Here is a 25,076-nt window from a genome sequence, read left to right on the forward strand (position 1 = left end):
ATGATACTAATATTATAGGAAAGATAGAAAATATTATAGATTATTTAAAGAGCTTTAATATTAAAATGAAATTTGTTGAAACTGAAAATTTACATATTACATTAAGGTTTCTAGGAGAGATAAGCGAATCTGATGTAGAGATTATTAAAGAAAATATAATAAATAAATTAAAATGTAATTCTTTTAATATAGATTTAAAGGGTGTTGGAGCATTCCCTAGCCCAGAAAATCCAAGAGTGATATGGGTAGGTATAGTAAATGGATTTGAAATGCTTAAAAGTATAAAAAAAGAGATAGATGAGATGCTCATTAAAAATGGATTTAAAATAAATTATGAGGAATTCATACCACATTTAACTATTGCAAGAATAAAGTTTGGGAAATCAAATTCTTTATCAAAGTTTTTAAATGAATATAAAGATATTGATATTGGGTCTATTAATATTAATTCTATAAAGCTTAAGAAAAGTACCTTAACAAAAAATGGTCCAATTTATAACAATTTGGCTGAGGCGCTTTGTAAATGAATTGTAATAGAACAGAGCTGGAAAAGCATGTACTAGATAAAATTAAACCAAGTAATTTTCAAGTTAATGTTTTAGAAAAATTTTCAAACTTGATTAAGCATAAGCTCTATAATTGTATAGAAAGGAAAGGCCTAGAAATTGAAATTGAAGAAGTCGGCAGTTTTGCCAAAAATACATTATTAAATGATAAGTGGGAATTAGACATATTTGTTTTATTAAAAAATAAAGATGATAATTGGATCAATAATAATGGTAAGGATCTTTTATTGTCATGTTTGGGAGATTTTCCTACTATAATAAAATATAGCCAGCATCCTTATGTAACTGTTTCATATATGGGGCTAGAAGCTGATGTTGTTCCTACAGTCTATGTAGAAAAACCAAGAAAAAAAGGAATGGGAGTCGAAAGGACTCCTTTTCACACAAATTATATAAATTCCAAACTTAATCAATGTCAAAAAGATGATGTAAAATTATTAAAATCTTTTCTAAAAGGTCTATCCATATATGGAGCTGAGAGCCATATAGAAGGATTTTCTGGATATCTTTCAGAATTACTAATAGCATACTATGGATCTTTTTATAACACATTAATAAATGCATCAAAATGGAAGGATATTGTTTATATAGACATAGAAAATAATGGAGATAAAGATTATTTACTTAAAAAATACCCTAAGTCTAGGTTAATAGTTGTAGATCCCATCGATCCTTATAGAAATGTTGCAGCTGCAGTTAGTACGAAAAGTTTATCGACATTCATATTAGCATCAAAGCTTTATCTGAATAATCCTAATGCAGCATTTTTCCATAAATTCACATACAATATTAAATCGAAAATAAATGCGCCCTTATTACTAATATTACTTCATGGAGATTATTTCAATTATCCTCCCACAGATGTTTGGGGTAAATTAAAAAAGATTTCAGAAAACTTAGAAAATTTTATAGAAAATTTTGGAATTAAAGTGCTTAGGGGATCCTATTATACAGATGAGTCAAAGTTAGGTGCTATAGGTTTTTTAATAGATAATATTATTATACCCAAGGTAGATATTCTAGAAGGACCATCAGTCTATGATGATATCAACAGCATAAAATCTTTTATAAAAAAAAGAATTAGTGAAGGAGGTTTATCGTTTATTAAGTATAATAAATTATATGGAGGCAGGGATAAGAAAGTCAAAGATCTTCATGATTTTATAAGAAATGCAATATCTGAGTCAGGATTAAAATATACTGAAAAAATAGAAGTAGAGGTTTTCGAGAATTATGAAAAATTGAGAGTCAATGGTGATATCAAAGAATGGGTGAAGAATTCTCTTTATTCAATTCCTGCATGGATAGCAAATATATAGAAGATGAAATTTCAGTAAACCTGTTTTGTTACCCATATCATCAAAAATGTGATATATATTATAGATTAAATCAAGCAAGACTTTTAGGGATAGAAAAGATTTGCAATTACGGAGATTTTGTTATTTATGGTAATAAATATAATAATTTTCGCATATTGGGAAAAGGTCATTCGAGTTTAGTTTTTTTAGGATATATTAGGAAATTAGGAATTAAAGCAATTAAAGTTCGGAGGGTTGATAGTAAAAGAACAAGCCTTATAAATGAAGGAAAAATTATAGAGAAAATATCTGTATATGGTATAACTCCGAAGGTATATGAGTATTCGAATGATTTTTTGGTTATGGATTATATAGGCAAGGTTAGTTTGGGATACTTAATACAAAGAGAAAACAAATCTAACCTTACAAATTATATAATAGAAGGTCTTAGATCTACAAAAATTATGGATTATACAGGTATATTACATAATGAAATAAACAGACCATGGAAAAATATTTATTTCCCTAGTTATCCAAGAGCCTTTCCAGCTCTTATAATAGACCTAGAATCTTTTTCAACGGGATGCGGTAATATAAATAAATATATTGGAGGTATAATTGGCAAATTTAATCTTATCAAGCATTCAGACAATATGAAAAAATTGCTCTATCAATATAAGGCAAAAAACTGTGATCCATCAGTTTTTGATCGTATAAAGGAAGAATTAATAAGAATCATCAACTCCAGCTTTATTTGATGTGTTTACATTAGATTTTCCACTTATACCTTCTGAAACATTCTTTGTATTTTCAACCAGCGCATAACCATTATCGGAATATAGCCTGCTAAACATAGATATTGTGAAAAATTTAATGCTTTTAGGTTTCATGTTTAGAGGTTCACCACAAACTGGACAAGTATGTCCATCAAAACCACTTAAAGCTTTTTTTGGTATTGGTGGGCCATTAAATTTATTTTTATCTTTTTTATCACCTATAGCATACCTATATAGAATCGTTCCACATTTTTTGCATACAATTAATATTTTTCCTTCACTTGAAACTTGGTTCAATTTAGATCACCAATAATATTGTAATCCTCAGTATTACTAGTTTTCCCAAATATATTAATAAGTAACCTCTTTACTTAATTTTAGATGTTGTAATTTATTAGGTTACTAAAAAATAGAACATAATTGAAAGTATACAAAAATTTAATTAAAAAGTGTGAGCATTGCTGAATTGAAAATTTAGGTAAACGTAACACAGATTTAATAATTAAATAAAAAAATTTCATGGATTCGTTTTTAAATATAAATAAAACTAAAAACAAAAATTAAGTACTAATTATAAAAATTAGAATATGCGTTAGAATTTTTAATCTCATAATGTGTATCTAGATAATGGAAGGGGCCGTCGTCTAGCTTGGTAGGATGCCAGCCTGGGGAGCATTTCCCTATCCACCAGAGATGCCTAGATCGCTGGTGGTCCGGGGTTCAAATCCCCGCGGCCCCATTAGGGTGAGAAAATGAGTTCCAATATAATAAGGGTTGGAAATAAGCAGATAGAGATAAATGATGAAGTACTGTTGAAAATAAGGAAATATGCCAATACAGAAATGACTTTAGACGAACTGTCTAAGCAGCTCGGTCTAGATGGATGGGAGGAAGCCTATGAATTTGTTAAAAAAGTTCCGGCTTGGTTGCTTAGAAGTTACAGCAAAAGTTTAGTTAAGGGAAGTTAAAATTTAATCTAGCTGCATTAAAATAGAAGTTTAAGCTTAATAGAATTTTTATGAATTTATATTCAATTCTTATACCTTGGGCTTCTCCAAGGTCACAGTGCATAATTTCTTTTTTCATCCTTCTCTTCCTCTTTAGCGGGATAACCCTAACTCATATACGTGGAATTCCACGTATATGGGAAAACCTGCATATCTTGAGGCAAATTTTTAATGATGTTCTCAACTATTTATCTAGAGTGAATCCATATTTCTCACACCTAAAATTCCTTAACCTACTTTTCGGTAAACCCGTCTAGATGGGACTTAGATGTAAAACGTAGGCCTACCTCCTTATGTCTTAGAATCTCTTAGTATGATAAATGTTGTATTTAAGATATATAAGCTTCACGGTTTATTGAACTGTTGCCAATGGCTTTAATGATAAAATTTTATTTTGCAGTTCTCTTCTAATATATTTGCTTATATTTACCAATGCAGCACCTTTATTAGGTATTCCATATATTACTAAAGAATTATCAGGAGCACACGAAAGTATTGGCATCGCTAAAATATCTTCCTCGCCATCTACATAAATCAATATTTTTATGTTTTCATTTGCCATTTTGCATAAGATATCTAAATTATCATATGTTAATAAACCTGCTGGATTTTTTATATTTATAAAAGAATATTGTTTAAGTTCATTAGAATTTAATGAAAATCCTTCTTTGCTTCTAAGAGTTTTGCCATCAATTATAATTATGTCCGGTTTTCGTTTAGCCTTTAGGCAATAATAAGTAACAACATCACCCACGCATATAATTTTTTTCCAATCGTATGAATCTATATATTGACTCAATTCTCCATAAACTAATTTCCCCCTAGGTTGTGAAAAATCAAACCTAACTTTTTGAGGTATTGATAATCCAATTAATTTCATAATTAATATCCTCTTTATTTTATTGTGTAAGAGCCAGAGACTTTAATTGCGAATATTCCTTTTTTATTGAATTTCAATTCTTTGGCTATTTCTGATTCATTGCTTATAACAACAAATAAGCCTTCCCAATCTTCAGTAAAGCTATTTCCTCCACAAATAGGGCATACGTTTGCATCTCTTGGAACTAAATAACCACAGTTCTTGCATGCTTTCATGGCTATTTTCTTGGTAGGTGCTTTTCTTGGCATAGCAATCACCCATTTTTTAATTAAAAATAAAATTAATATGCTTTTATTAGATCCCGTAGTTTTTATAATAAATTATTAAAATTTATAATAAATTATTAAATAGCATATGTTCAAGTAAGTTTATAAAACAATAATTAAGCTAATATATTATAAAATTGTATTAACAGACAGTAAAATATCTATTCCTAATTTCTATTGAAAATAGGTCTAATAGAGGTTGAGAACATGCCTAGAAAGGAAGAAGAGGAAGAGGAAGAAGAATCAAGCGAAGAAGAATTCTAAAATTAAGTTATTGCAGTATAATTTTTTTAATGTTGCTATATTTTATATTTTATAGGATTTTTTGTTTAATTATTTTATAAAATTTTAAAAATTTTTTAAAAATTAAATATAAATATATAAAAGCACTGCTATGATAATAATTAGCGGAAGAATAGAGAGCGTTTAAACTATGTCTGAGAACCAAGATAATTGGCATATTCAGAATGAGAGTAAAAATAATCTTTTTGAAATAGCAGATACATCAAAGAATGTTAAATTAATGGTCTTTAGGTTACTTGGTGCTCTAAAATATTTTTATTCTTTTAAAGAATTAGAAGAAAGGTTAAATGTACCTGCTCAGATATTATGGAGATATGTAACGCTAAGAACAGTGCCAGAAAGAACAACTGCAGAGAAAATCTTAAATAAGATACGTTCAACTCATATAATAGATGACATTTTAGCTAAATATTACATAGAGAATGAGGAACTTTGGTCCCTTTTAAGTAATCCAGGAATTATGACATTGGCTGGCCTAAGAGCGTTAGATGATTTAAAAGATGAAAAGATTAATGTAGTTGTTACAGCTCCAGATAGTTATGCAGCAGCGTTGGGAGCTACATTTTCGTCATTATTTCATGCTAAGTTATGTGCAGCATCTCATAGCCCTTACTCTAAACACATAATATCTAAAAACTATAAGTTAACATCAGAATTTTTTGATGTTCTTCTATTGCCTAGAGAATGCGTGGCAAGAAAAAGTAAAATAATAATTATAATGATTGATGGAAATAAAACAGCTCTATTAAGCTCAATGCTAGATTTAGCAATAACAAGACAAGCTCATGTAGAAGGGATAGTAGCTGTAATAGGTTCTAAAAGTAAAATAGATGAGCTTTCTAAATCTAAACTTAAGTATAATACAAAATCTATTGTATTGATTAACACTGATGATATAAAAGAAACTAGACATAAAGAACAAAATATAAAAATTGATTTCAAGTAACAAATATTTTTGTAATTATTAAATTAAAAATACAAATATTTTTGTAAATTTTATACAATTTATAAATTTAAAATTCCAAAAGGAGATTTAAAATTAATTTGTATAACTTTAATTTATTTTTTTAATTTTAGAAAAATTATGCAATTATTAATTAAAAAATTTTTGATAGCTTTTACATTGATAAATTTCGTTTTATAGATTTCATATTTTACTTAATGCTTGACTTAGGTCATTTATTAGATCATCAACATCTTCTAGCCCTACAGATAACCTAATTAATTTTTCCGAAATACCTAGCTCCTTTTTGTCATTATCACTGATATATCTTGAGGCTGTTATTGAGGGCAAGGTGATGAGGCTTTCAGTTCCGCCTAAACTTGGTGAAGGTTTTATTAACTTCAGATTTTTTATAAAATCTTTGGTTTCATTAATATTGCCCTTGATTTCAAACGATAAAACTCCTCCAAAATAAGGTTTTTCAAAAAGCCTTTTGGCTATGCTATTGTAGGGATTATCTTTTAATCCTGGATATAAAACCCTCAAAATTTTACTGTTATCTTGTAAGAATTCAGATATAGCTTGTGCATTTTCTGATTGTTGTTTAATCCTTACAGGTAAGGTTTTTATTCCACGCAAAGTTAAATAAGCCTCAAATGGTTGTTGCATATTTCCTAATAGTCTTCTCCATTCCCATAAATCATTAATTAAACTGGATTTTCCTGATATAGAGCCTCCCATACTATCATTATGGCCGGATATATATTTTGTTGTACTGTTTAATATTAAATTGAAGTTAAATTTAGACGGTTTTAACAATATGGGAGAAGCAAATGTATTATCAATTACTATATTTGAGTTTATTTTTCTTATAATCTTTCCGATTTCAGAAATATCTAAAACTTTTAGAGTTGGGTTTGTTATAGATTCTATTAGTATTAAATCATAGTTATTGCGTTCTATTTCGTTAATAATATTTTCATGATCAGGATAAACCTTTTTTATTGTGATCCCATACTTATCCGAAAGATTTTCAAAAAATTGTATTGTAGATCCGTACATTTCCTTTAAAAGCAATACTTTTGATCCCTTATTTAAAAAATTCATTCCTACGGTTGAAATAGCGGCCATACCGCTACTAAAAACTAACGCGTCTTCAGCTTCTTCTAAAGAAGCAATAACTTTTTCAAGAACTCTTAAAGATGGATTTTCTTCTCTGTAGTATTTTATTACTATATTTCTATCACTTTTTTTAGATAACTCTTCATCTATATATCTATAAACAGAACCTAAATATATAGGAGGAATAATTGAACCAAATTCATCGGCATAACTATTATCTATGGATTTTGTTTTATCTCCCATTTTAATCCCCTCGGCATTTTAAAGTTAAGAATTTAATTAAAAAACGTTTGTAGTATATATTTTGAATTTTTTAATATGTTTTGTTTGATGAGTAAATATTATAAGTCTAAATCTATATAAAATGGTTTGATCTTTATAAAGTGAACTTATAAACTTTTGAAAAGCAATTTACATGGGTAAAAATGATATTCAATGAAAAACTTAAAATATTAAATAGGTTGCCAGTCTTAGCATATGAAAAAGAAAGCATAGCTATAATTAGTGATATACATCTTGGGTATGAAGAAGCGATGGCGTCTCAAGGCGTTTATTTACCTAAACTCCAATTGAAAAGGGCAAAAACTATTATAAATGAAATAAATAAATATAATTTTAAAAAAATTGTAATAGCAGGGGACTTAAAGCATGTATTTGAAAAGCTTACAAGGCAAGAAAGAGCAGAAATACTGGAATTTATGGGCAGTATAGCTAAATTAAATATTAAAGAAATTATATTGGTTAAAGGAAATCATGATACGTATGTATCAAATTTACTAAAGGATCTAGGTATACAAGTTGAAGAAAATTACTTAGATTTAGGTGAAGGATTAGCTGTAACTCATGGCCATAAAATTATTGATAATATAGATAAATATCAAATTATTATAATGGGTCATGAACATCCAAGCGTAGAAATCAATTTATCTGGTAGTAAAATAAGGTTACAAGCATTATTGAAGATGCCTCTAAAAAATGGGTCTATAGCATTAGTATTACCTCCTATAGGTTTATATCAAACAGGTACAGTAGTTAATTTGGATAAAAACTCGTACTTATCTCCAATATCAAGGGAATTAGGTGATATAGAAAATATTGTACCAATTATAGTTGATAGAGAAATAGGGGTCATAGAATTACCTAGGTTAGGAAATATATTTAGAAAACAAGAAGAGTTTTAAAAATAGATTGATTCGAATTTTTAACATAAATAGATGTTAAAGGAGCAAAGAATTTATCAATAAAGAAAGTAATGTATAGTTTTCATATAGAAGGTTTTTTATTAAAGGACTATAAAGTTCATCGGAATTTTTAGATCCAAGTAATTAAGATTGTGGGTAAACTCTATAACTTTTTCTTATATTAAAATACAGTATAGCTCCGTTCTATATTATGCTATGATTCTATAAATATTTTATCGAATTAAAGCATATGTTTTACTTGCTTAAAATAAATTAATAGACAATTTTATAATAAATTTAACTGTTTTTTGAGAATTTTATAATTGTAAAGGCGATTAAAATGAGCTTAGTTAAAATCGAAAGGCTTGCAACAGGAGTAATAGGTTTCGATAAATTAGTTTCTGGAGGTATACCAAGAGGTTTCTTTGTAGCTGTAGTAGGAGAACCAGGAACCGGAAAAACTATTTTTGGAATACATTATGCGTGGCAAGGGATAAAAGAAAATGATAAAATAATATACGTTACTACAGAAGAGAGCAGAGAAAGCATAATTAGGCAAGCGAAAATGTTCGGGATGAATTTGGATGAAGCTGTTGACAATAACAAAATGATAATTATAGATGCCCTTATGAAGTCAACTAATGATGAGTGGACGCTTGCAGAAACTGATGTGGATGAACTCGTTAAGAAAATAATAGATGCAAAAAGAAAATTAGGTTATGGTAGGGCAAGGCTTGTAATAGATAGCATGTCAACATTTTGGCTAGATAAGCCAGCAATGGCAAGAGTTTATAGTTATAATATAAAAAGGGTTCTATATAAGTGGGATTTTACTGCATTATTAACAAGCCAGTATGCAATAACTACTTCGAGTGCGTTTGGATGGGGAGTAGAGCATGTAGCTGATGGAATTATTAGGTTTGGAAGGAGAATAGTTAATGGAGAACTAAGAAGATATGTCCTTGTTGAGAAAATGAGACAAACTCCTCATGATTTAAGAGTCCATTACATTACTATAGAAGATAAAGTTGGCATGAGAATAGAAGAACCTACAAGTTTAAGGCAAGAAGATGTATCTATGCCAGATAAACTAAAAAAGAAGATACAAGATCGTAAAGATAATTTTTAGGCTATAATAAAATAAACGGTAAACCTTGCTCTTTAAGATAGCAGCTGTCTTAAGGTTTGTTGTAAAAATATTAGATAATGCCATCAATTAAATGAGATGTGCATCACGAAAAATTAGAAAACATCTATATCATTACTAAATTAAAAAAGGAGGGTTGATACACATATCATTAGGTTCAACTTTATTTGTGAGGAGTTAATGTGACTTTACTCCCACATAGGAGGAATTAGGGTAGCTTAATTAAGAGAATAGCCATCAATACCTTAACAACACTCTGCTGCTCTTCAAAGCGGGAAAGAGATCATAAAAACTATCTTAATATTTAGGGATAGATGTTATTAATATAGTTTCCTCAAAAATTTATTTAGAAAATTAATTATGTTTCTTCTTATTCCTTTGTCAATTAAAAATATTATTAAATAAAATATCAGAGCTTGTATCAAACCGGGAATAGCTAAGTATTTTATATCAATTAAAAGTCTGCCTGAAGGGGTCCCCATAGGCCTTATTGCGTAAGATAAAATTGATGATATTAATATATATAATAATAATTTTGGAGTTAATTGTATTATAATACTTTTGTTAATATTTTTTGGTATAAAATACCAGGAAGTTATTATTACTGATAATAAATATCTTATGAAATATACTAAACCCCATATTAATAAAAGATCCTGGAGACCCATTTTTCTAAATAATATAAATGCGAAAGATAGTAGGCCAATATAAACAATTGATGGCAATGCGCCAAGCAGGTTCATCTTTGTAAAACCTTTGGCTGCCTTTATTCCACTTTCCCTTATACTTCCTGAAGCTATTTGTGATACGCCATTGTTAATTATTTCAATAATGGCAGTTATTAAGAAAAGCGAAACTGCTATTGATGCCCAAGAGTAAATAGGATTATATATGTATATTACATATTTAGGATACATAATACCATAAACCAATAGTGGTAAAACCAAGGTTAACGAGATCTCTAAATTTCTGATAGCAGTTTTAAAATCTCCTGTTCTTAGAACATATGAATGTAAATATCTAAGGCCAACATTTGTCGAATCTCTCAATAATGTAGATACAGAAGAAGAAACAAAAAATGCCGCTACGATTAATGATCCTACAAGGGGGTATGCAATCATAGCGTCTAAAGAAGGTATTAATCCAAATCCAACTCCTAAAGCTGTTGCGTGAGATCCGATTGTCCATTCTTTAAGTGTATTTTTTATGTTTTTTGTATTGTCTTTTGATATTCTTTCTTTGATCCAATATAAACCTATTATAGAACTAATAATAAATGATACTAAAGTTGATAAAAAAGCAAGCAATAAAGAATTTGATATAAGATATAGCGTTATAAAGATAAGAGTACTGTACGATGATCTATAAAATAATTCTAAGAGAGAAAGCCTCACAGGCCTTGCTGCATCTATAGCTGTTCTTATGACATAGTAAAAAGATTGAAATGATATTGATAAGGCTGCTATGATTAGCGTTAATAGACTAATCTTTGAATAAAATACAAGGAATACGATTCCAACTATTAATGTAAAAATCCATTGAATAAACGCAAATACTACGCTTGAAATGTATGCTCCGCTTTGATTTTCTACAATGTATCTGTATATCCATAGAGAAAATAAGCTCAAAGGTATTGTAGCATAAGAAATTATTCTTTTCGTTGCCAATTGATAGATAGCATAATCTGTTGGGATTAGCTTTCTGGCCAAAACTATTGTGGCTATGAGGTTTATTAAAATAGATATAAAATAAATTATTGTCCTAGACGTAGAAATTCTTATAGCTTCTAATCTTTGTGATTCGTTTTGTTCCTGTACTGCTTCATATTTCAAATAAATTCCCCTAGGTTGTGTAAGGAAGTTGTGATAAAACATATTTTCTAATTTCATTCAATGATGGTAAAGTTTCTACAAGTTTCCCATTATCTATATACTTTTTCATTAAATTTATCGGCTTATCTTCTTTATTAATACAGTTTGGAAGCTCATTGTCATTCCAGTATTTGATGTAATATTCAAGCGGTTTACAAGAATATACTTTTTTAGCTCCTGGGAGTTTCCCTCTTTTTGTATAAGGCTCCCAGCCCTTTCCTCTATCTATTTCGACTATATCCATGCTAAGATCAACGCTTGGGGCCATGGCTATAGAAGTTCCTACTCCGAATCCATCAACTATATCTCTAAGATTGGCAATGCTACTTTCATCCAAACCTCCACTGACAATTATCTTTACATGCTTGAAGCCATTGAGATCTAAGGTCCATCTTATTTCTTCAACTATATCTCTCATGTTACCTCTTCTGCTAGCTGGAGTATCTAACCTTATTCCCCAAAGTTTATCACCCAATAATTGTGCCGCCATTAGTGCTTCTTTTCTTTCATCATCCAATGTATCTGTTAATGCAACAAGATTTATTTTTCCTTCATATACCTTAGCAAACCACTTCCATGCTTCTTTTTGATCTCCAAAAACTAGAATTAAGGCATGCGGCATTGTGCCTTGGGGCTTTAAGCCAAGATATTTTTCTGACAAAACACCACTTATTGAGTCTGCACCTCCAATATAGGCTGCTCTATCAGCGGCTGGGAAAACTGCTGGATGGAGAGCTCTTATACCAAAAAACAGTAAAAGTTTGTCTCCGATTACTTTTTTTAGGCTAGCTGCTTTTGTTGCAATACTAGAAGAAAATCTTAAAAGTCCTAAAAGAGGAGCCTCGAGCAATACAAAATCTAGGTATTTGCCCTCTACAATCATTAAAGGCATCTTTCTAGTAAATATAGTACCTTCAGGTACAGAATATAATGTAAAAGGTTTGTCTTTTAGAAGAGCTATAGCCTCTTCTAGGCCTGCATAAACTGCCCAATCTCTTCCTTCTGGGGGTTTGCCATAAAGATGAACTTCCATTCTGACCTTTACATCAGTTAGTCCAGCTTTTTCTAAAACTTCTTTAGTTCTTTTGAAGTAAATATCAGTTGCTTCTCCACTCATGATTTCTTCTAAATTTGCCATGTATATCCTAGGTTCTTTGTTCTCATACATAATTCTACCCCGCTATTTAAATTATTTAAAAGTTATTTAAAATCTTTGACTTTCTTGCTATATTATGCTAAGATATTGAATTGTTAGAGCTTAAAATAATAAAGCTATATTTATTATGGTTAATGATAAATAAAGACTATAAAATCAGTGTATCTGATCCTTTTATGTCCTGCGAATATATTTAGAGAAATCTATTATAACTCTCTAATCAAATGAAAATGGTTTTTCACATTACCGATTTTTTATCAAATCGAAAATAATCATAGTCAATTGTGAAAATTATGAGATACTTTACTAAGAACTGTTTATTTGAAGAGGAAATCATATTGATTTAATGTATGAAGATATTTTTTCTTCCAGTTTTTCTTTGCTTGTTTGCCCTACTATAGAGTCTACGACTTCATTATTTATTATTATAATAATTGATGGTATATGCTTTACTTTATACTTATCTGCAATAGAATAACTGGAATCTACATCAACTTTACCATATAAAACTCCGGGGCTAATATGCTGAGAAGCAACCTCTTTAAATGTTTGCAGGAATGTTATACAAGGTCCACACCATTCAGCTGTAAAATATAAAAATGCTAATTTATTATTCCTTAGTAATTCATTAATATTTTCCGACTTTACTTCTATAACAATTTCTTTAAGCGAGTCTTCTAATTTTTTTGCTCTTAAAATTAGTAACTTTGAGAGCTCTTTTCCCAAATCTTCCATATTTTCCTGTGTCATTTTTAATCCTATTAGTATATTAATATCCAAGAATAAATAGATTCTTCTTATATGAAAATAATTTTCTGAATATTTAATTTCGTTTTTCTAATTTTTAATTAAAGTGGAGAGCGCCGGGGGAGGGACTCGAACCCTCGACCGCCCGGTTAACAGCCGGGCGCTCTACCTGCTGAGCTACCCCGGCTTGCCAAAATTATTGTACAATGCTTGGGTTTAAAGACTTTGCTAATTTAAACAGAATAATAAAATTTTTATACAACTTATAATTCTAAGTGTTCTATTAAAATTTAGAAAATTTGTTTAGATCTCTTAAAATAATTAATATTCTACTTCAACTTAAGATTTTTTCAACTTTTCCTAATATTTGAGCCTTACCTCCAGTTGGTTTTATAAGTAAGGCTCCGCATGATAAGCATCTTGCTGAAAAAGAAGAATGGCTAAAAACTATTTGTTTATGGCCACAATTTGGGCATTCTACTATAAGGAACCTGCTTCTTGGTTGAGGAACAAGAATTTTATTTCTTGAGAGGCTCGATTTCATTTGCTTCACCTTGTTGGTTCTACTAATTCTATTTTCTTTAGCCTAATGCCTAATATTGTTCTCTTGAAACCACACTTGCTACATGTAATTAGCAAACTAACTTTCTTCGTCGTCTTGGCAAATCTTTTTTGCTCGGGCTTTCTTTTACTTCCATAACCTTTATTTTTTCTTAAATATCTTCTTTGGCCTTCAGATAATGTCCTTCTTTTTCCTGATTTGTAAATTGCAACGCTATGCTCAGTGTGTTCATTACACCTAGGGCAATATGTTCTTATCTTTTTTGGGAACTTCATTTTAAACTCACTCTCACTTTCCCATATTGGCTTATACAAAGCTCCTTATTAATCTTTCTTCTCCATACTATTAATAATTTTATATGAAAGAGTTTTTACTAATTCAACGTAATTGAGTGATGATAGTAATAGAGCTTCTTCCATAGGTATTAAAGATACATCGTTTTTTTCCATAAATTTTCCATTTAATAATGTTAAGTCTCTGTTAAATTTAACTAAAATAAATTCTCCGAATGATATAACGCTTCCTGATAAATATAGAGAGTAATTATTTCTAATATATTCCATTATATTGAGGAATTCCTTATCAATCCCTTGATAATTTTTAGCATCTATATCTTCAAGTCTCGCTTCTGAAATAAGTTTTGTCATGCTTATTACTACATTATAAAATCTTTTGCACAATTCTAGATCATTTGAACAATAAGTTCCCCAGAGTTTTCTTGAATCTTTAATATCATCAGCATTAATTTGCTCATGAATTCCAATTGCAGCCTTGTATGGGCCACCAGCCGGTATTCTTTCTGACAACTATTTTCCCTCCTATTATAGTTAAGTAACCTTTTGTGGCTAAATAAATAGCCTGCTGAGATGGTAGGCTTAGTTCTTCATTCTTATTAAATTGTATATTGCTTCCTAAAATCTTTATGTTACTTAAATCCATTTTAGCTTTTACTTCAACTTCTCCATAAAAAGGCGAAACCCACTTACCTAATTTAAACTCTCCACAAACTGGTAATACAAGCAAAGAAGATTTTCCATTTAGCGTCCCAGGTATTCTAGTTAATCTGCTTGGATCTTGGGTAACCATAGAATCAATTTCAACTTTTATATTTTGAATAGCGTTATTAATATCCTCTCTGCTAACTTCCTTAATTCCAAAACTAGCTATTAATCCTCTCCATCCAGGATCCTTTGTAGTGGGCAAAGCTGGTTTTTTTCCTTTGCTACTTTTGGGAAATATCATATCTATATCTAAATCTTGAGCCATAATGAACTTTGCAATTTCGCTTCTTTCTTCCTTTCCAAGTTGTTTACATAACTCGCAAAATCCCCTTACATGATAGCCTCTATTTCCTGTGAAATAAATTTGATACGATCCACCAAAATAATTATTAATTATATGGGCAATTGTTTCGGCATATTTTAACCCTTTTTCTATACATGAATCATCAGCTATATCATTTTGCATTATACAATCTTTTTCATGATCTAAATCAATGTCAAATAATAAATCTGATCCTTTCCATCCTTTTTCTTCCATAGATCCTGCTTCAGGAAGATCATAAATGGCGATAGAATAATAAGCATGTCTCGGAGTGTTTTTAATCAAATAATCGTAAAGCTTTTTTGGATTATCAAATGAAAGATGCCTTACATAAGACTGTTTTTCAAAAGGCTGAAATGCAAATTCTCTTCTCTCAATATCTTTTGGTATTATCAGTGGTGGATTTAAAGAATAATATTCTCTATATAGATATTTTAGTGTTTGATCATAGTTCCATCCTTTTATTTTAATTTCCTTTTCTTCTTCGGTCATTTTAATTTCCTTCTATAATAGATAATTAATTTGAAAATTTATAGATATTTTGTTTTTAGGGCTGAATCCTTTTTCATTTTAATAAAAATCTTTTTATATTCAAATGTGCTTAGTTTTTACTGATAAAGGATAATCCCCGCACCGATGTGGACTATGTCAAAAAGGTGAAAGAATTGCAAAGATGTAAGTCCTGTGACGTTGGGCTCGAAGGAGATCCATGACCCTCCTGCATTTAAGCTTAAGAGCAGGTGGTTGAGGGCTAAGTTCCCACGCTCTATCATGAATAAAGGTAAGATGATTGAAATGAAAGTGTAGGGGAAACGGTTATATAAGTAATCTAAAATAACTATTTGTTATAAATAAGTTTTAGTCTATTCTCGGTGAAACATAGAAAGTTATTTTGCCACCATTTTGGTATTCCATTTCGACTTTTATAGGAGCGTCTTGAGAGTACATCAAAGTTATTAAATCGGCTTCTTTTGCTGCCATTAGCATGTCAGAAAAATATTCAATGCTATATGTAGATGAATCGGGAGAATCTACACTAAGTTCTATTATATTTTGTTTTTCTAGAGAAAGTTCTATTTCAGCGCTTTCTATATCGCCTTTTCCAGTTATTATTAGCTTGTTTTCTTTGTCATCTGCATTTATAGTTAATGAATCACTAATAGCTTCTATATCGTTTATTATATCAATAAAAGAATTATTTGTAAGCTTAGCTTTAACCGTAAAAGTTATTTTTGGTTCAGGTAGCTTATCCTGACTTAAACTAAGTTGTGGTATTTTAAAGATTCTTTCCCCTTTACCAATGTATTTTAATGTTACGTTGTTTTCATCAGTTATAAGTTCAAGTTCGTCATCTTTTTCAGCTCTTTTTAATACATCAGACAAAACTGAAAAAGATACTCCTATACTTTCTTCATTATTTATTTCAAATTCATCAAATGAAGATTTTGGGTAGATAAAGTCAACCATAACAATTCTGCTTGTATCTAATGCTCTGAAATGAAGTCCATTATCGTTTGCCGTAAAAACGCCTTCATCTATGATTTTTTCTATTGATCCTATTATATATCTCCAAGTTCTTGGCTCTTTAAATTTTAATTTCACAATTTTCCCCCATCTATATTAATAATGTAACCAATATTTTAGTTTTTTTATGCCGGTATATTTGCATAAAGGTTATGTTTCATTAGTGTTTACCTGTGGTGTAACTCTTTTTTCGATTATTTATGTTAGAAATAAAATTAGGTTAGCATCGAAAATTATGGTATTTTTGCTAAATAATGATATTTATTTATCTTATGCTTATAAATAGTTTAAAAAGATTTATATAGCTCAAATTGGTTTTAAAATATACGAGTTTAAAAAGCAGGTGAAGATTTTGGAGAATGAAGATAAAGAAGATGAATTTTTTGAAGAAGAAAATGTAGGTGAAAAAGAAGAGTCGGGAAAACCTACAGTTAAGATAGAAAATATAGTTGCAACAGTAATATTAGATACTGCATTAGATTTGAACTTAATCGAAACAAGGATACCCGATGTAGATTACAACCCAGATCAATTCCCAGGATTAGTTTATAGGTTGCAGAGCCCTAAAATAACAGCTCTCATATTTAAATCTGGAAAAATGGTTGTCACAGGTGCAAAAAGTGTAAAGCAATTAGTATGGGCAGTAAAAACAATATTGAAAAAACTCATGATCAAAGGGGTTCCAATGCAAGGCAAACCTCAAATACAAATACAAAACATTGTTGCATCGGCGAATCTAAATGTAGTTGTCGATTTAGAAAAGGCAGCATTTACTTTACCAAAGAGTATGTATGAACCAGAACAATTCCCAGGATTGATATATAGAATGGAAAAACCGAGAGTTGTTCTTTTAATATTTAGCAGTGGGAAAATGGTTATAACAGGAGCTAAGAGAGAAAGTGAGGTTGAAGATGCTGTAAACGGGATATATGATATATTAAAAAGCAATAAATGTATAAAAGAAGAAGGTAGCCTTTAAATTATAGCATGTTTTTATTTGAACTATATTTAAAATTTTCTCTTATTAGAGATATAGCCAAATTCATTAGACAGATTTATTAATCTAGCAATAGTATACACCTTTGGGTGCAATAAAAATTGACATATCACGAAACGGTCTTATCTGAAAAAAGGAAGATGTGTTATTGGATTTATTTGAATAGACCTGAAAAATTAAATGCTTTAGACACTAGGACTTGGGAAAGATTAATATATGAATTAAACAGAGCATGTGAATCTGACAGCGTTGCGATTGTTTTAACTGGTAAAGGTAGAGCTTTCAGTACAGGAGACGATATAGAAAACATGCTTAGACTTAATACTAAGCAAGACGCTCTTAATTTTTTTAATGGGATTAAACAATCCTTAAATACAATGATATCGTGTAAGAAACCTATTATTGCTTTAGTTAATGGATTGGCTGTTGGCGGAGGCGCAGAACTTCTTTTAGCAGCAGATATAGTAATCGCCGCTGAAAATTCTTGGTTCAGCTTTCCAGAAATTAGTTTAGGAGTTATACCTCCAATATTAATAAGCGCAGGGGGAGGGGTCGTTGGGTTTAGAAGAGCGAAATATTTAGCTTTAACTGGTACTAGGTTCTCCGCTCAAGAGGCCAGAAATATGGGTTTAGTTGATGAAATAGTTCCTCAGTCAGACTTAGAAAAAGAGGCTTTTGCGATTGCAGATACCTTATCAAATTATACGCAAGAATCGATTAGATCAATTAAAAAAATAGTTTATGAAATTTATTGGAAAGATATAGAAAAGGCAATAGATGAATTAACAAATTTGGTGATAACTGAAGATGCAAAATATAGAATGGAAAGTTTTGAATCTCACAAGCTAAAGCCCGTTAAAAATCATGGTATAATTAGCAATAAATAATATGGATTTTTGAAATATAATTAAAAACCCTATTAGCCAATAGTAGAAATGTGCCGGGGTGCCCGAGCGGTCCAAGGGGACGGGCTTGAGACCCGTTGTCCCATGCGGGACGCGTGGGTTCAAATCCCACCCCCGGCGTTCCCGTCCCCACGATTTTTGTATTTTCCTGAACTTTTCCAGGCCTTAGGATAAATCCCTCTTTCCATAACTATTCTTGTAGGTTGAAATGCAAGCCCTTTGTTATTTTGTTTTATTTCGTTAGAATTCATTAATGCTTTGGCTAATCCGATCAACTCTCCTTTTAATGTTAATAACGCAACTATATCTCCTCTATTTATGCCATCATTAAAATATGATATTCCAGGTATTGCAAGGGGAGAACCGTTTATCACACTCTCTACTGCTGTATCTCTAACTAAAATTTTTTCTAACTCACATACACTATATTCTCCAGGAATAATAACTTTCCTAAGCAGATCCTCCTTGCCTGTTGTTTTATATTGATACACAGCTTCGGAGATCTGTTGTAATGTTACTGCGTTATCTTCATTAAAAGGACCTGTTTTTATCCTTCTTAATTCTCTCATATGAGCCCCTGTTCCTAAAACTAAACCTATATCCCAACATAATTTTCTCATATATGTTCCAGCTTCTGATTCTATTGTTAAAAGGACCTTTCTATTATTTATTTCATTTATTTCTATATTAAATATTTTTTTAATTCTAAGAATTCTTTTTACATGGCTTCTTACTGGAGGTCTTTGATATATTTCTCCTATGAATTCATTTATTACATTATTGATTAATTTGAAATCTATATCTTTATGAAGTTGCATTAAGCATACATAAGCTTTTTTTGAATGAGTTACAAATCCTATAATCTTTGTCATAGATCCGAGAGCTATAGGCAGGACACCTGTTACTTTAGGATATCCCTGCTTTACTCTTAAGAGTAAAGCTCTAGGGTTCCTCCATGTCCTGCTTTATCTATATTTAACAGTTTTTTTACCCATGCAACCACTTCATGGCTTGTCGGACCGGGTGGTTTATCCAAAATTATAATACCGTAATTAAGATACTTCATAAGAGGTCTTTCTAATGGATAATAGCCATAGTTATCATCAGTATTTTCTGGAAATTTTTCCAAAAATGGTTTTGTATTATTACATATTTGATTTATTTCATTAATGAATTTAAAACCTTTTTCAGGCATTCCTAGCAAAATATTCACCATATTATTACGGATTGGTTTAGGCTAATACGATTTTTTCTCTGGCCTTCATATAGTCAATTAAGTTAGAATTTTTCAATTGAGCTAGCACTTCTTCATCGCTTGCCCCTTTCTGTATGTTTACTAATTTATCCAACGGCATTAAGTGCTTAATATTCACTCTTCTTCTCTTGATGCCACTAACTGATTTAGGTCCTGTTACTAATACAAAATTTTGGTCAATAATATCTACTACAACACATTTTCTCCCTGATTCCTTCCCAACAATTTTTGTGCAAACTCTTCCTATTTCGATTGCAGGCATTCCTATCACCTAATATTTATCTTTATATGTGTTCCTTTTTAAAACTTTAATTTATAATACTAACGAAATATTCATATTGTTATTTATTAAATTGGCTAATATTTAAAATTTATATGATTTAAATTACGGTGCGTTTAAAGCGCAAGTTTTAAAATCTTAAAATTTGAATTTGCTCGTTTCATCGGCTTTAATTTGGTTTTCGCCGAGTATGAAATACTTTCCGCTCTCTCTATATTCTTGTTTCCATATAGGAGCTTCATGCTTTACTTCATTTACTATTTCTTCTATTGCTGGAAAAACATTTTTTCTAGATTCTCCAGAAACAGCTACAATCATAGTTAAATCTCCAGGTTTTCTTTCACCAACATAATGATATATTGAGACTGAAAATAATTTGAATTTATTTATCCCTCTAATAGCGATTTCTTTAAGCTTTTCTTCTATTAGTTCTTCAGAATGTTCATATAATAATTTCTTCACTTTTTCGTTTTTGTTTATTTTTCTAACTATACCTACGAATATGGCAATAGCTCCAACATTTTCATCTATGTATAATTTTTTTATTAGATCGTTTAAATCAATATGCTCACTAGTTAAAATTTTTATGTCAATAATGCCACCAGATGAAGGAGGCAGCAAATATATTATATCAACACTATTTGGTATAATTTCATCCTTGGCTAATGGTTTCCCGTTAGCTACAAACTGAATGGAATTAAATAATTGGTTTAATTGAGTTGAATTGTTATTAATTTTCTTTGTTAATGTTTCTAATACATCATTGACAGTAATGTTTTCATGCTTAAATTCTACAATTATTTCATTACTACCAAAAATTTCCCTTAATATGGAATATAGCTTAATCTTTAGTAATCTCATGAGATCACCTTTTTAGCTTGTTTTTGCTTTTCTTCTCTTATTTTTACTAATTCTTTTATAAGATCTTTGCTACTTTTTTCAAAACAAGATTCATCTAATCTTTCTGCTAATAGCTTAAAGAAGGACGTTGCACATTTACTACTATGAAATTCTAGCTTTAACGATCCTTTATTTATAATTATTCCTTGGCCATTACTGAACTTCTTTCCACATACTATACATTCGTGTTCTAGTTTTGCCATATTTATCTCCAAAATGAAATAGAAACGGAGAGTTAATAAGAACTGACTGCTAACTTTTCTTAGGTTAACCAGGTGTGGCTAGACATAAAATGGTAGATGTAAAATGGAAGAAGTTCAACAATCAATAGCTGATAGGTTGCATCCAAAAGTAAGGCAATTAATTGAAGAGAGAGGATGGAAAAGACTTACTGAAATACAGGAACAATCGATACCTTATGTATTAGAAGGGTATAATACATTAATTATGGCGCCGACAGGGGAAGGGAAGACAGAAGCTGCATTATTGCCATTACTGTCAAAACTTCTAAGCGAAAAGCAAGAACCAGTGGATATATTATATATAACCCCTATGAAGGCTTTAATAAATGATATATATAAAAGGATCTCTTGGTGGGCTGAGAAACTAGGTTTTAGAGTTTCTAAAAAGCATGGTGATACTCCAGCAAGTGAAAGGACGAAGAGAGTTAAGCAAGTACCTAATATATTAATAACAACGCCTGAAAGTCTAGAAATTGATTTAGATTGGGCACCAAAATTCAGACAATATTATAAAAACGTTAAATATGTAATAATAGATGAACTTCATGAATTGCTCAGCTCAAAGAGAGGGGTTCAATTATTATTATTACTTGAAAGATTGAAATATTTATCTGGCTATGACTTTCAAAGAATAGGTCTTTCGGCAACAATAGGTTCTCCTAAAAAAGCTATAGAACTCTTGAGCGGCAGTAGTAAAAGAGAAAGGCAGATTACCTCAGTTGATTTTTCAAAGGAGTACAAATTTGAAGTAAAATATATTAGTGACAGTAATGAAGATCCTTGGCTAGACTTGGCTAAATCTTTAACACAGACTATAGAAAAACCAAGTCTAGTTTTCGTAAATAGTAGATATATTGCTGAAAGAGTCAAACATTCTTTAGAAACTATTGGGGCTAAGGATATATTTGTTCACCATTCTAGCGTGTCTGCACAACTAAGAGAAGAAGCAGAAAATAAACTAAAGCAAGGCCAACTCTCAGCAATAGTATGCACAAAAACTCTCGAATTAGGGATTGATGTAGGATCAGTAAGAAAAGTCATACAAATCAAATCTCCAGGAAAAGTTTCTAGTCTTATACAGAGGGTTGGAAGGAGCGGGCATATTTCAGGAGGATTATCTATAGGGGATATAATATCTATAGGGCCTATAGATTTCGCCGAAGCTATAACAGAAGCTAGCCTAGCTAAGCATAGCTTTGTAGAAGACGAGATAATCGATGAAGCTCCTATAGATGTAATAGCAAAGGAAATAATAGGATTTACTCTAGGAGAAGGTCAAACTAATTTAAATATAATATATGATATATTTTCTCAATCGCCTATATTTAAGATGGATAATGAAAAGTTTATGGAATTAATAAATTATATGGAGCAAAATGGTTTAATAAAAAATGAGGATGATATAATTTCTCCGGGAAATACTTTCTATAAGATATGGAAATTTAAATCAAAGGATCAAATGAAGGTTTGGTGGTCTAGGAGTTTTTCAGAATTCTTTACTACAATACCTGAAAAGGATGTTTTCGTTGTTAAAAATGGAGATAATACCATAGGTTATGTTGACTCTCTTTACGTTTACAGAAATCTAAGAATCGGGGATGTGATAAGGCTTGCTGGAAGTTCTTGGGAAATTAAAAGAATAGATGATATGAATGGGAGAATAGATGTAATAAAAGCTTCTGGAATAGCTGAAATACCATTATGGAAGGGAGAAGGGGTAAAGAGGAGCCAAAGCATATCTAGACAATTCATAAAAATAATAGTAGGAAATATACCAAATGATATCACTATTGATAATGAAGGCTTAATGGAGCTTGAAAAAATTAGGCAAAAATACCTAGAAAGAAAAATAATTCCTGATGAGAATAAAGTAATTTATGAGCAGCATAATGGAGAACATATATTTATTTATCCTATAGGCAGTGGAGCAGCAGAAACTATAGCGCTTATATTAACCAATATGGCTTCAAAAATTGAAGGTTTAAATGTATATTATAGACCATCATTTTTCGGATTTAGTGTTAACGTTGGTAATATTAATCCCTTTGAATTGCTTGAAAGCATTGACATAGAAAATTTGCAAAATGAACTATACGAAGCATTAAATAAGAGCCCATATTTATATCAAACTCTTAGAGAAATACAATTGCATTTAGGTAAAATAGGTTCAATTGATGAAGAAAATGATTCATTCTTAATCGAAGAAGCTAAAAAACAGGTTATAAGGGAATATTTTGATATAGAAGGGGCTAAGAGATTTTTAAAGTTGTTAAAATCAAAAAGCATACAAATTGTAAATCTAAGCGGTCCCGAACTTACTCCTCTAGCAAAAGGCATTTTAGAATTACCAACTATAAGACCATGGATACAAGACCTAGCCATTAAAATAGGAAGATTACTAGAAAATAACGGATTGACTACATTTGAAATAGCAGATATATTAGAATTAGCCGAAAAAACTGTGGAAAATAAGCTTAAGGATATGAGAAAGCCTGAATATGAAGATATGAGAGTAATTAGATTTTTAGATATAGATGAAGATGAATATAGGTGGACCTTATTAAAATCTTTAGATAATATAATTAAATCAGACGAATTCAAGTCATACTTTATGCCAAAGAAATTGAATGAACCTATGAGAGTTCATATAAGAATATCCCAACAAGCGAAGCCAAAGGAGTATATAATAACTCCTAAGTTTTTGATAGAGCAATGGAATGATTTAGAGAAATTATTGCCAGAAGAAATATATGAAGTAAGAATAACTTCAGCTTACGAATATGGAACTAGAGAAGATAGTAATATATTGCATTATTTTGTAAATATTAAGTCTTTAAAGTCATTAATTCTTAATGCTGCAACATATATAGAGAAAAAGCAAATTAGAAAATTCTTTTAGTTAAATTTTTAGAGATTTATTTTATATTTTATGGTAAGTTTAAATAAGAAAATATTATATCTTAAGGGCAACTTATATTTACAAAAAAGGTTTCATTTTTGCAATAATAATTAATAATTCTAGACTATATTATTATTGTGGTGCTAGCTTTGACGAAAGAGTGTGCTGACAAATTACAAAACTTATATTTTTCTAATGCGTTGATTTATGAAAAGACTGATGAATGGGAATATTTAAAAGCAAAATTAAATGATGCAATAAGGCTTTCTGAAAAATATTGCTATAATGAAGTTTTAGATGACAATGTTATTGATGATCTCAGTAAAAATTTATTACAATCAATAAAAAATAATGATTTATTTAATGCAAATAAATATATTCTTGATATAATAAATTTTCTTCAAAAGAAATCTAGAAAATATATCATAAATACGTCGTTTAAAATATTAAGGCTCACCATATCGCTTTCTCTGATTTTGTCATCTCTTATAATATTGCTTTTTTCTACAATTAACATATATCAATGGTTGATAAATTTACTTCTCCTTGGAGCATCGGTGGCATCAGCTGCGTTAATTTCATATGGTGTAACACAAAATCTTCTTTTATTGATTTCACTTTTTCAATCAGTCAATGTTTATTTCTTTAATAACATTTTGTTGTTTGTTAGCCAAATTACTATAACTATAATAAGTTTATTTAATTTGATCTTAAATAGGAAAATAAAAGTAAAATAATTTATAAAACTTGATGCAAATCTTTTTGTTTACTAATATAAAGGATTATTTACTGAGATTTAAAACATAAATATTTAATTTATAAATTAAGATGTACAGTAAAATTTTTTCAGCAACAAAGATTTACATAAAAAGAAAGCCTCGCCCCTGGAAGGGGCGGGGATGAAGAATATTTAAATGCCTCTTCAT

At 30.0% G+C, this 25,076-nt stretch carries 28 protein-coding genes and 3 tRNA genes; 13 read left to right on the top strand and 18 right to left on the bottom strand.

Annotated features, from left to right (window positions below; genetic code table 11):
• The 3 genes from thpR to Q0C16_RS04170 all read left to right on the top strand — a co-directional run.
• Positions 1 to 527, top strand: a 527-nt coding sequence (gene thpR / locus Q0C16_RS04160; protein ID WP_292319800.1) for an RNA 2',3'-cyclic phosphodiesterase, incomplete at its 5' end; no start/stop codon positions are given.
• Entirely contained in the window at positions 524 to 1,885 is a 1,362-nt protein-coding gene (gene cca, locus Q0C16_RS04165; protein WP_292319802.1) for a CCA tRNA nucleotidyltransferase, read from the top strand. The genes thpR and cca, both read left to right, overlap by 4 nt.
• The gene (locus Q0C16_RS04170; RefSeq protein WP_292319803.1) at positions 1,834 to 2,622 is read left to right on the top strand and encodes a hypothetical protein; all 789 of its coding nucleotides are present in this window, start codon (positions 1,834 to 1,836) and stop codon (positions 2,620 to 2,622) included. The genes cca and Q0C16_RS04170 overlap by 52 nt, the downstream gene beginning before the upstream one ends.
• Here Q0C16_RS04170 and Q0C16_RS04175 read toward each other — a convergent pair.
• Positions 2,590 to 2,937, bottom strand: coding sequence for a hypothetical protein (locus Q0C16_RS04175; RefSeq protein ID WP_292319805.1), 348 nt, complete (start codon positions 2,935 to 2,937; stop codon positions 2,590 to 2,592). The genes Q0C16_RS04170 and Q0C16_RS04175 overlap by 33 nt on opposite strands.
• A gap of 336 nt (positions 2,938 to 3,273) precedes the next feature.
• Here Q0C16_RS04175 and Q0C16_RS04180 point away from each other — a divergent pair.
• Positions 3,274 to 3,379: transfer RNA gene (locus Q0C16_RS04180), tRNA-Pro, on the top strand.
• A 13-nt stretch (positions 3,380 to 3,392) separates the two neighbouring features.
• Positions 3,393 to 3,608, top strand: a complete 216-nt coding sequence (locus Q0C16_RS04185; RefSeq protein WP_292319806.1) for a hypothetical protein — start codon at positions 3,393 to 3,395, stop codon at positions 3,606 to 3,608.
• 391 nt (positions 3,609 to 3,999) lie between these two features.
• Here the strand turns inward: Q0C16_RS04185 and Q0C16_RS04190 are convergent, their stop codons facing one another.
• Both Q0C16_RS04190 and spt4 read right to left on the bottom strand, forming a co-directional pair.
• Positions 4,000 to 4,527, bottom strand: a complete 528-nt coding sequence (locus Q0C16_RS04190; protein WP_292319808.1) for a GTP-dependent dephospho-CoA kinase family protein — start codon at positions 4,525 to 4,527, stop codon at positions 4,000 to 4,002.
• A gap of 14 nt (positions 4,528 to 4,541) precedes the next feature.
• Complete coding sequence (spt4, locus tag Q0C16_RS04195) at positions 4,542 to 4,775, bottom strand: transcription elongation factor subunit Spt4 (RefSeq protein WP_292319810.1); 234 nt, start codon at positions 4,773 to 4,775, stop codon at positions 4,542 to 4,544.
• A gap of 451 nt (positions 4,776 to 5,226) precedes the next feature.
• Between spt4 and Q0C16_RS04200 the strand changes: the two genes are divergently transcribed.
• Positions 5,227 to 6,042 carry a hypothetical protein gene (locus Q0C16_RS04200; RefSeq protein ID WP_292319812.1) on the top strand — a complete coding sequence of 272 codons (816 nt, stop codon included), beginning with the start codon at positions 5,227 to 5,229 and terminating at the stop codon, positions 6,040 to 6,042.
• Positions 6,043 to 6,243: 201 nt separating this feature from the next.
• Here the strand turns inward: Q0C16_RS04200 and Q0C16_RS04205 are convergent, their stop codons facing one another.
• A complete protein-coding gene (locus Q0C16_RS04205; RefSeq protein ID WP_292319815.1) occupies positions 6,244 to 7,404 on the bottom strand; it encodes a cystathionine gamma-synthase family protein in 1,161 nt (386 codons plus the stop codon).
• Between the two features lie 182 nt (positions 7,405 to 7,586).
• Here Q0C16_RS04205 and Q0C16_RS04210 point away from each other — a divergent pair, with 182 nt between their 5' ends.
• Positions 7,587 to 8,342: a metallophosphoesterase gene (locus Q0C16_RS04210; RefSeq protein WP_292319817.1), complete on the top strand. Its 756-nt coding sequence runs from the start codon at positions 7,587 to 7,589 to the stop codon at positions 8,340 to 8,342.
• A gap of 340 nt (positions 8,343 to 8,682) precedes the next feature.
• Positions 8,683 to 9,471 carry a KaiC domain-containing protein gene (locus Q0C16_RS04215; RefSeq protein WP_367117905.1) on the top strand — a complete coding sequence of 263 codons (789 nt, stop codon included), beginning with the start codon at positions 8,683 to 8,685 and terminating at the stop codon, positions 9,469 to 9,471.
• A gap of 338 nt (positions 9,472 to 9,809) precedes the next feature.
• Here the strand turns inward: Q0C16_RS04215 and Q0C16_RS04220 are convergent, their stop codons facing one another.
• From Q0C16_RS04220 to pcn, 9 genes are all read right to left on the bottom strand, one after another.
• Positions 9,810 to 11,321, bottom strand: coding sequence for a hypothetical protein (locus Q0C16_RS04220; protein WP_292319819.1), 1,512 nt, complete (start codon positions 11,319 to 11,321; stop codon positions 9,810 to 9,812).
• A gap of 10 nt (positions 11,322 to 11,331) precedes the next feature.
• Entirely contained in the window at positions 11,332 to 12,528 is a 1,197-nt protein-coding gene (locus Q0C16_RS04225; protein WP_292319821.1) for a nicotinate phosphoribosyltransferase, read from the bottom strand.
• A 321-nt stretch (positions 12,529 to 12,849) separates the two neighbouring features.
• Positions 12,850 to 13,266 carry a thioredoxin domain-containing protein gene (locus Q0C16_RS04230; protein WP_292319822.1) on the bottom strand — a complete coding sequence of 139 codons (417 nt, stop codon included), beginning with the start codon at positions 13,264 to 13,266 and terminating at the stop codon, positions 12,850 to 12,852.
• A gap of 111 nt (positions 13,267 to 13,377) precedes the next feature.
• A tRNA-Asn gene (locus Q0C16_RS04235) sits at positions 13,378 to 13,450 on the bottom strand.
• 147 nt (positions 13,451 to 13,597) lie between these two features.
• On the bottom strand, positions 13,598 to 13,807 hold the full coding sequence (locus Q0C16_RS04240) for a 30S ribosomal protein S27e (RefSeq protein ID WP_292319825.1): 210 nt from the start codon (positions 13,805 to 13,807) through the stop codon (positions 13,598 to 13,600).
• Positions 13,808 to 13,812: 5 nt separating this feature from the next.
• Positions 13,813 to 14,100 (bottom strand): 50S ribosomal protein L44e, encoded by a 288-nt coding sequence (locus tag Q0C16_RS04245; RefSeq protein WP_292319827.1) that lies wholly within the window; start codon positions 14,098 to 14,100, stop codon positions 13,813 to 13,815.
• 48 nt (positions 14,101 to 14,148) lie between these two features.
• The gene (locus Q0C16_RS04250; RefSeq protein WP_292319829.1) at positions 14,149 to 14,631 is read right to left on the bottom strand and encodes a hypothetical protein; all 483 of its coding nucleotides are present in this window, start codon (positions 14,629 to 14,631) and stop codon (positions 14,149 to 14,151) included.
• The gene (priS, locus tag Q0C16_RS04255; RefSeq protein ID WP_292319831.1) at positions 14,576 to 15,640 is read right to left on the bottom strand and encodes a DNA primase small subunit PriS; all 1,065 of its coding nucleotides are present in this window, start codon (positions 15,638 to 15,640) and stop codon (positions 14,576 to 14,578) included. The genes Q0C16_RS04250 and priS overlap by 56 nt, the downstream gene beginning before the upstream one ends.
• Positions 15,641 to 16,006: 366 nt before the next feature.
• Positions 16,007 to 16,750, bottom strand: a complete 744-nt coding sequence (pcn, locus tag Q0C16_RS04260) for a proliferating cell nuclear antigen (pcna) (RefSeq protein ID WP_292319833.1) — start codon at positions 16,748 to 16,750, stop codon at positions 16,007 to 16,009.
• 274 nt (positions 16,751 to 17,024) lie between these two features.
• Between pcn and Q0C16_RS04265 the strand changes: the two genes are divergently transcribed.
• From Q0C16_RS04265 to Q0C16_RS04275, 3 genes are all read left to right on the top strand, one after another.
• Positions 17,025 to 17,651 carry a TATA-box-binding protein gene (locus tag Q0C16_RS04265; protein WP_292319835.1) on the top strand — a complete coding sequence of 209 codons (627 nt, stop codon included), beginning with the start codon at positions 17,025 to 17,027 and terminating at the stop codon, positions 17,649 to 17,651.
• Between the two features lie 119 nt (positions 17,652 to 17,770).
• Positions 17,771 to 18,556 (top strand): enoyl-CoA hydratase/isomerase family protein, encoded by a 786-nt coding sequence (locus Q0C16_RS04270; RefSeq protein ID WP_292319836.1) that lies wholly within the window; start codon positions 17,771 to 17,773, stop codon positions 18,554 to 18,556.
• Between the two features lie 52 nt (positions 18,557 to 18,608).
• Positions 18,609 to 18,694 (top strand) — tRNA-Ser (locus tag Q0C16_RS04275).
• On the opposite strand, the gene Q0C16_RS04280 is transcribed toward Q0C16_RS04275, so the two are convergent.
• The 5 genes from Q0C16_RS04280 to Q0C16_RS04300 all read right to left on the bottom strand — a co-directional run bounded on the left by Q0C16_RS04280 (position 18,676) and on the right by Q0C16_RS04300 (position 21,212).
• The gene (locus Q0C16_RS04280) at positions 18,676 to 19,446 is read right to left on the bottom strand and encodes an RNA-guided pseudouridylation complex pseudouridine synthase subunit Cbf5 (protein ID WP_367117906.1); all 771 of its coding nucleotides are present in this window, start codon (positions 19,444 to 19,446) and stop codon (positions 18,676 to 18,678) included. The genes Q0C16_RS04275 and Q0C16_RS04280 overlap by 19 nt on opposite strands.
• A gap of 56 nt (positions 19,447 to 19,502) precedes the next feature.
• The gene (locus tag Q0C16_RS04285) at positions 19,503 to 19,769 is read right to left on the bottom strand and encodes a hypothetical protein (protein WP_292319849.1); all 267 of its coding nucleotides are present in this window, start codon (positions 19,767 to 19,769) and stop codon (positions 19,503 to 19,505) included.
• Positions 19,770 to 19,806: 37 nt separating this feature from the next.
• Entirely contained in the window at positions 19,807 to 20,091 is a 285-nt protein-coding gene (locus Q0C16_RS04290; protein WP_292319838.1) for a 50S ribosomal protein L14e, read from the bottom strand.
• Positions 20,092 to 20,247: 156 nt separating this feature from the next.
• Positions 20,248 to 20,970 (bottom strand): molybdenum cofactor biosynthesis protein MoaE, encoded by a 723-nt coding sequence (locus Q0C16_RS04295; protein WP_292319839.1) that lies wholly within the window; start codon positions 20,968 to 20,970, stop codon positions 20,248 to 20,250.
• On the bottom strand, positions 20,967 to 21,212 hold the full coding sequence (locus Q0C16_RS04300; protein WP_292319841.1) for a hypothetical protein: 246 nt from the start codon (positions 21,210 to 21,212) through the stop codon (positions 20,967 to 20,969). Before Q0C16_RS04300 ends, Q0C16_RS04295 begins: the two co-directional genes overlap by 4 nt.
• 103 nt (positions 21,213 to 21,315) lie before the next feature.
• Between Q0C16_RS04300 and Q0C16_RS04305 the strand changes: the two genes are divergently transcribed.
• Positions 21,316 to 24,150: a DEAD/DEAH box helicase gene (locus Q0C16_RS04305; protein WP_292319843.1), complete on the top strand. Its 2,835-nt coding sequence runs from the start codon at positions 21,316 to 21,318 to the stop codon at positions 24,148 to 24,150.
• A 149-nt stretch (positions 24,151 to 24,299) separates the two neighbouring features.
• Positions 24,300 to 24,887, top strand: coding sequence for a hypothetical protein (locus Q0C16_RS04310; protein ID WP_292319845.1), 588 nt, complete (start codon positions 24,300 to 24,302; stop codon positions 24,885 to 24,887).
• Positions 24,888 to 25,076: the final 189 nt, after the last annotated feature.

This window comes from Caldisphaera sp. (assembly GCF_023256325.1).
Lineage (GTDB): Archaea > Thermoproteota > Thermoprotei_A > Sulfolobales > Acidilobaceae > Caldisphaera.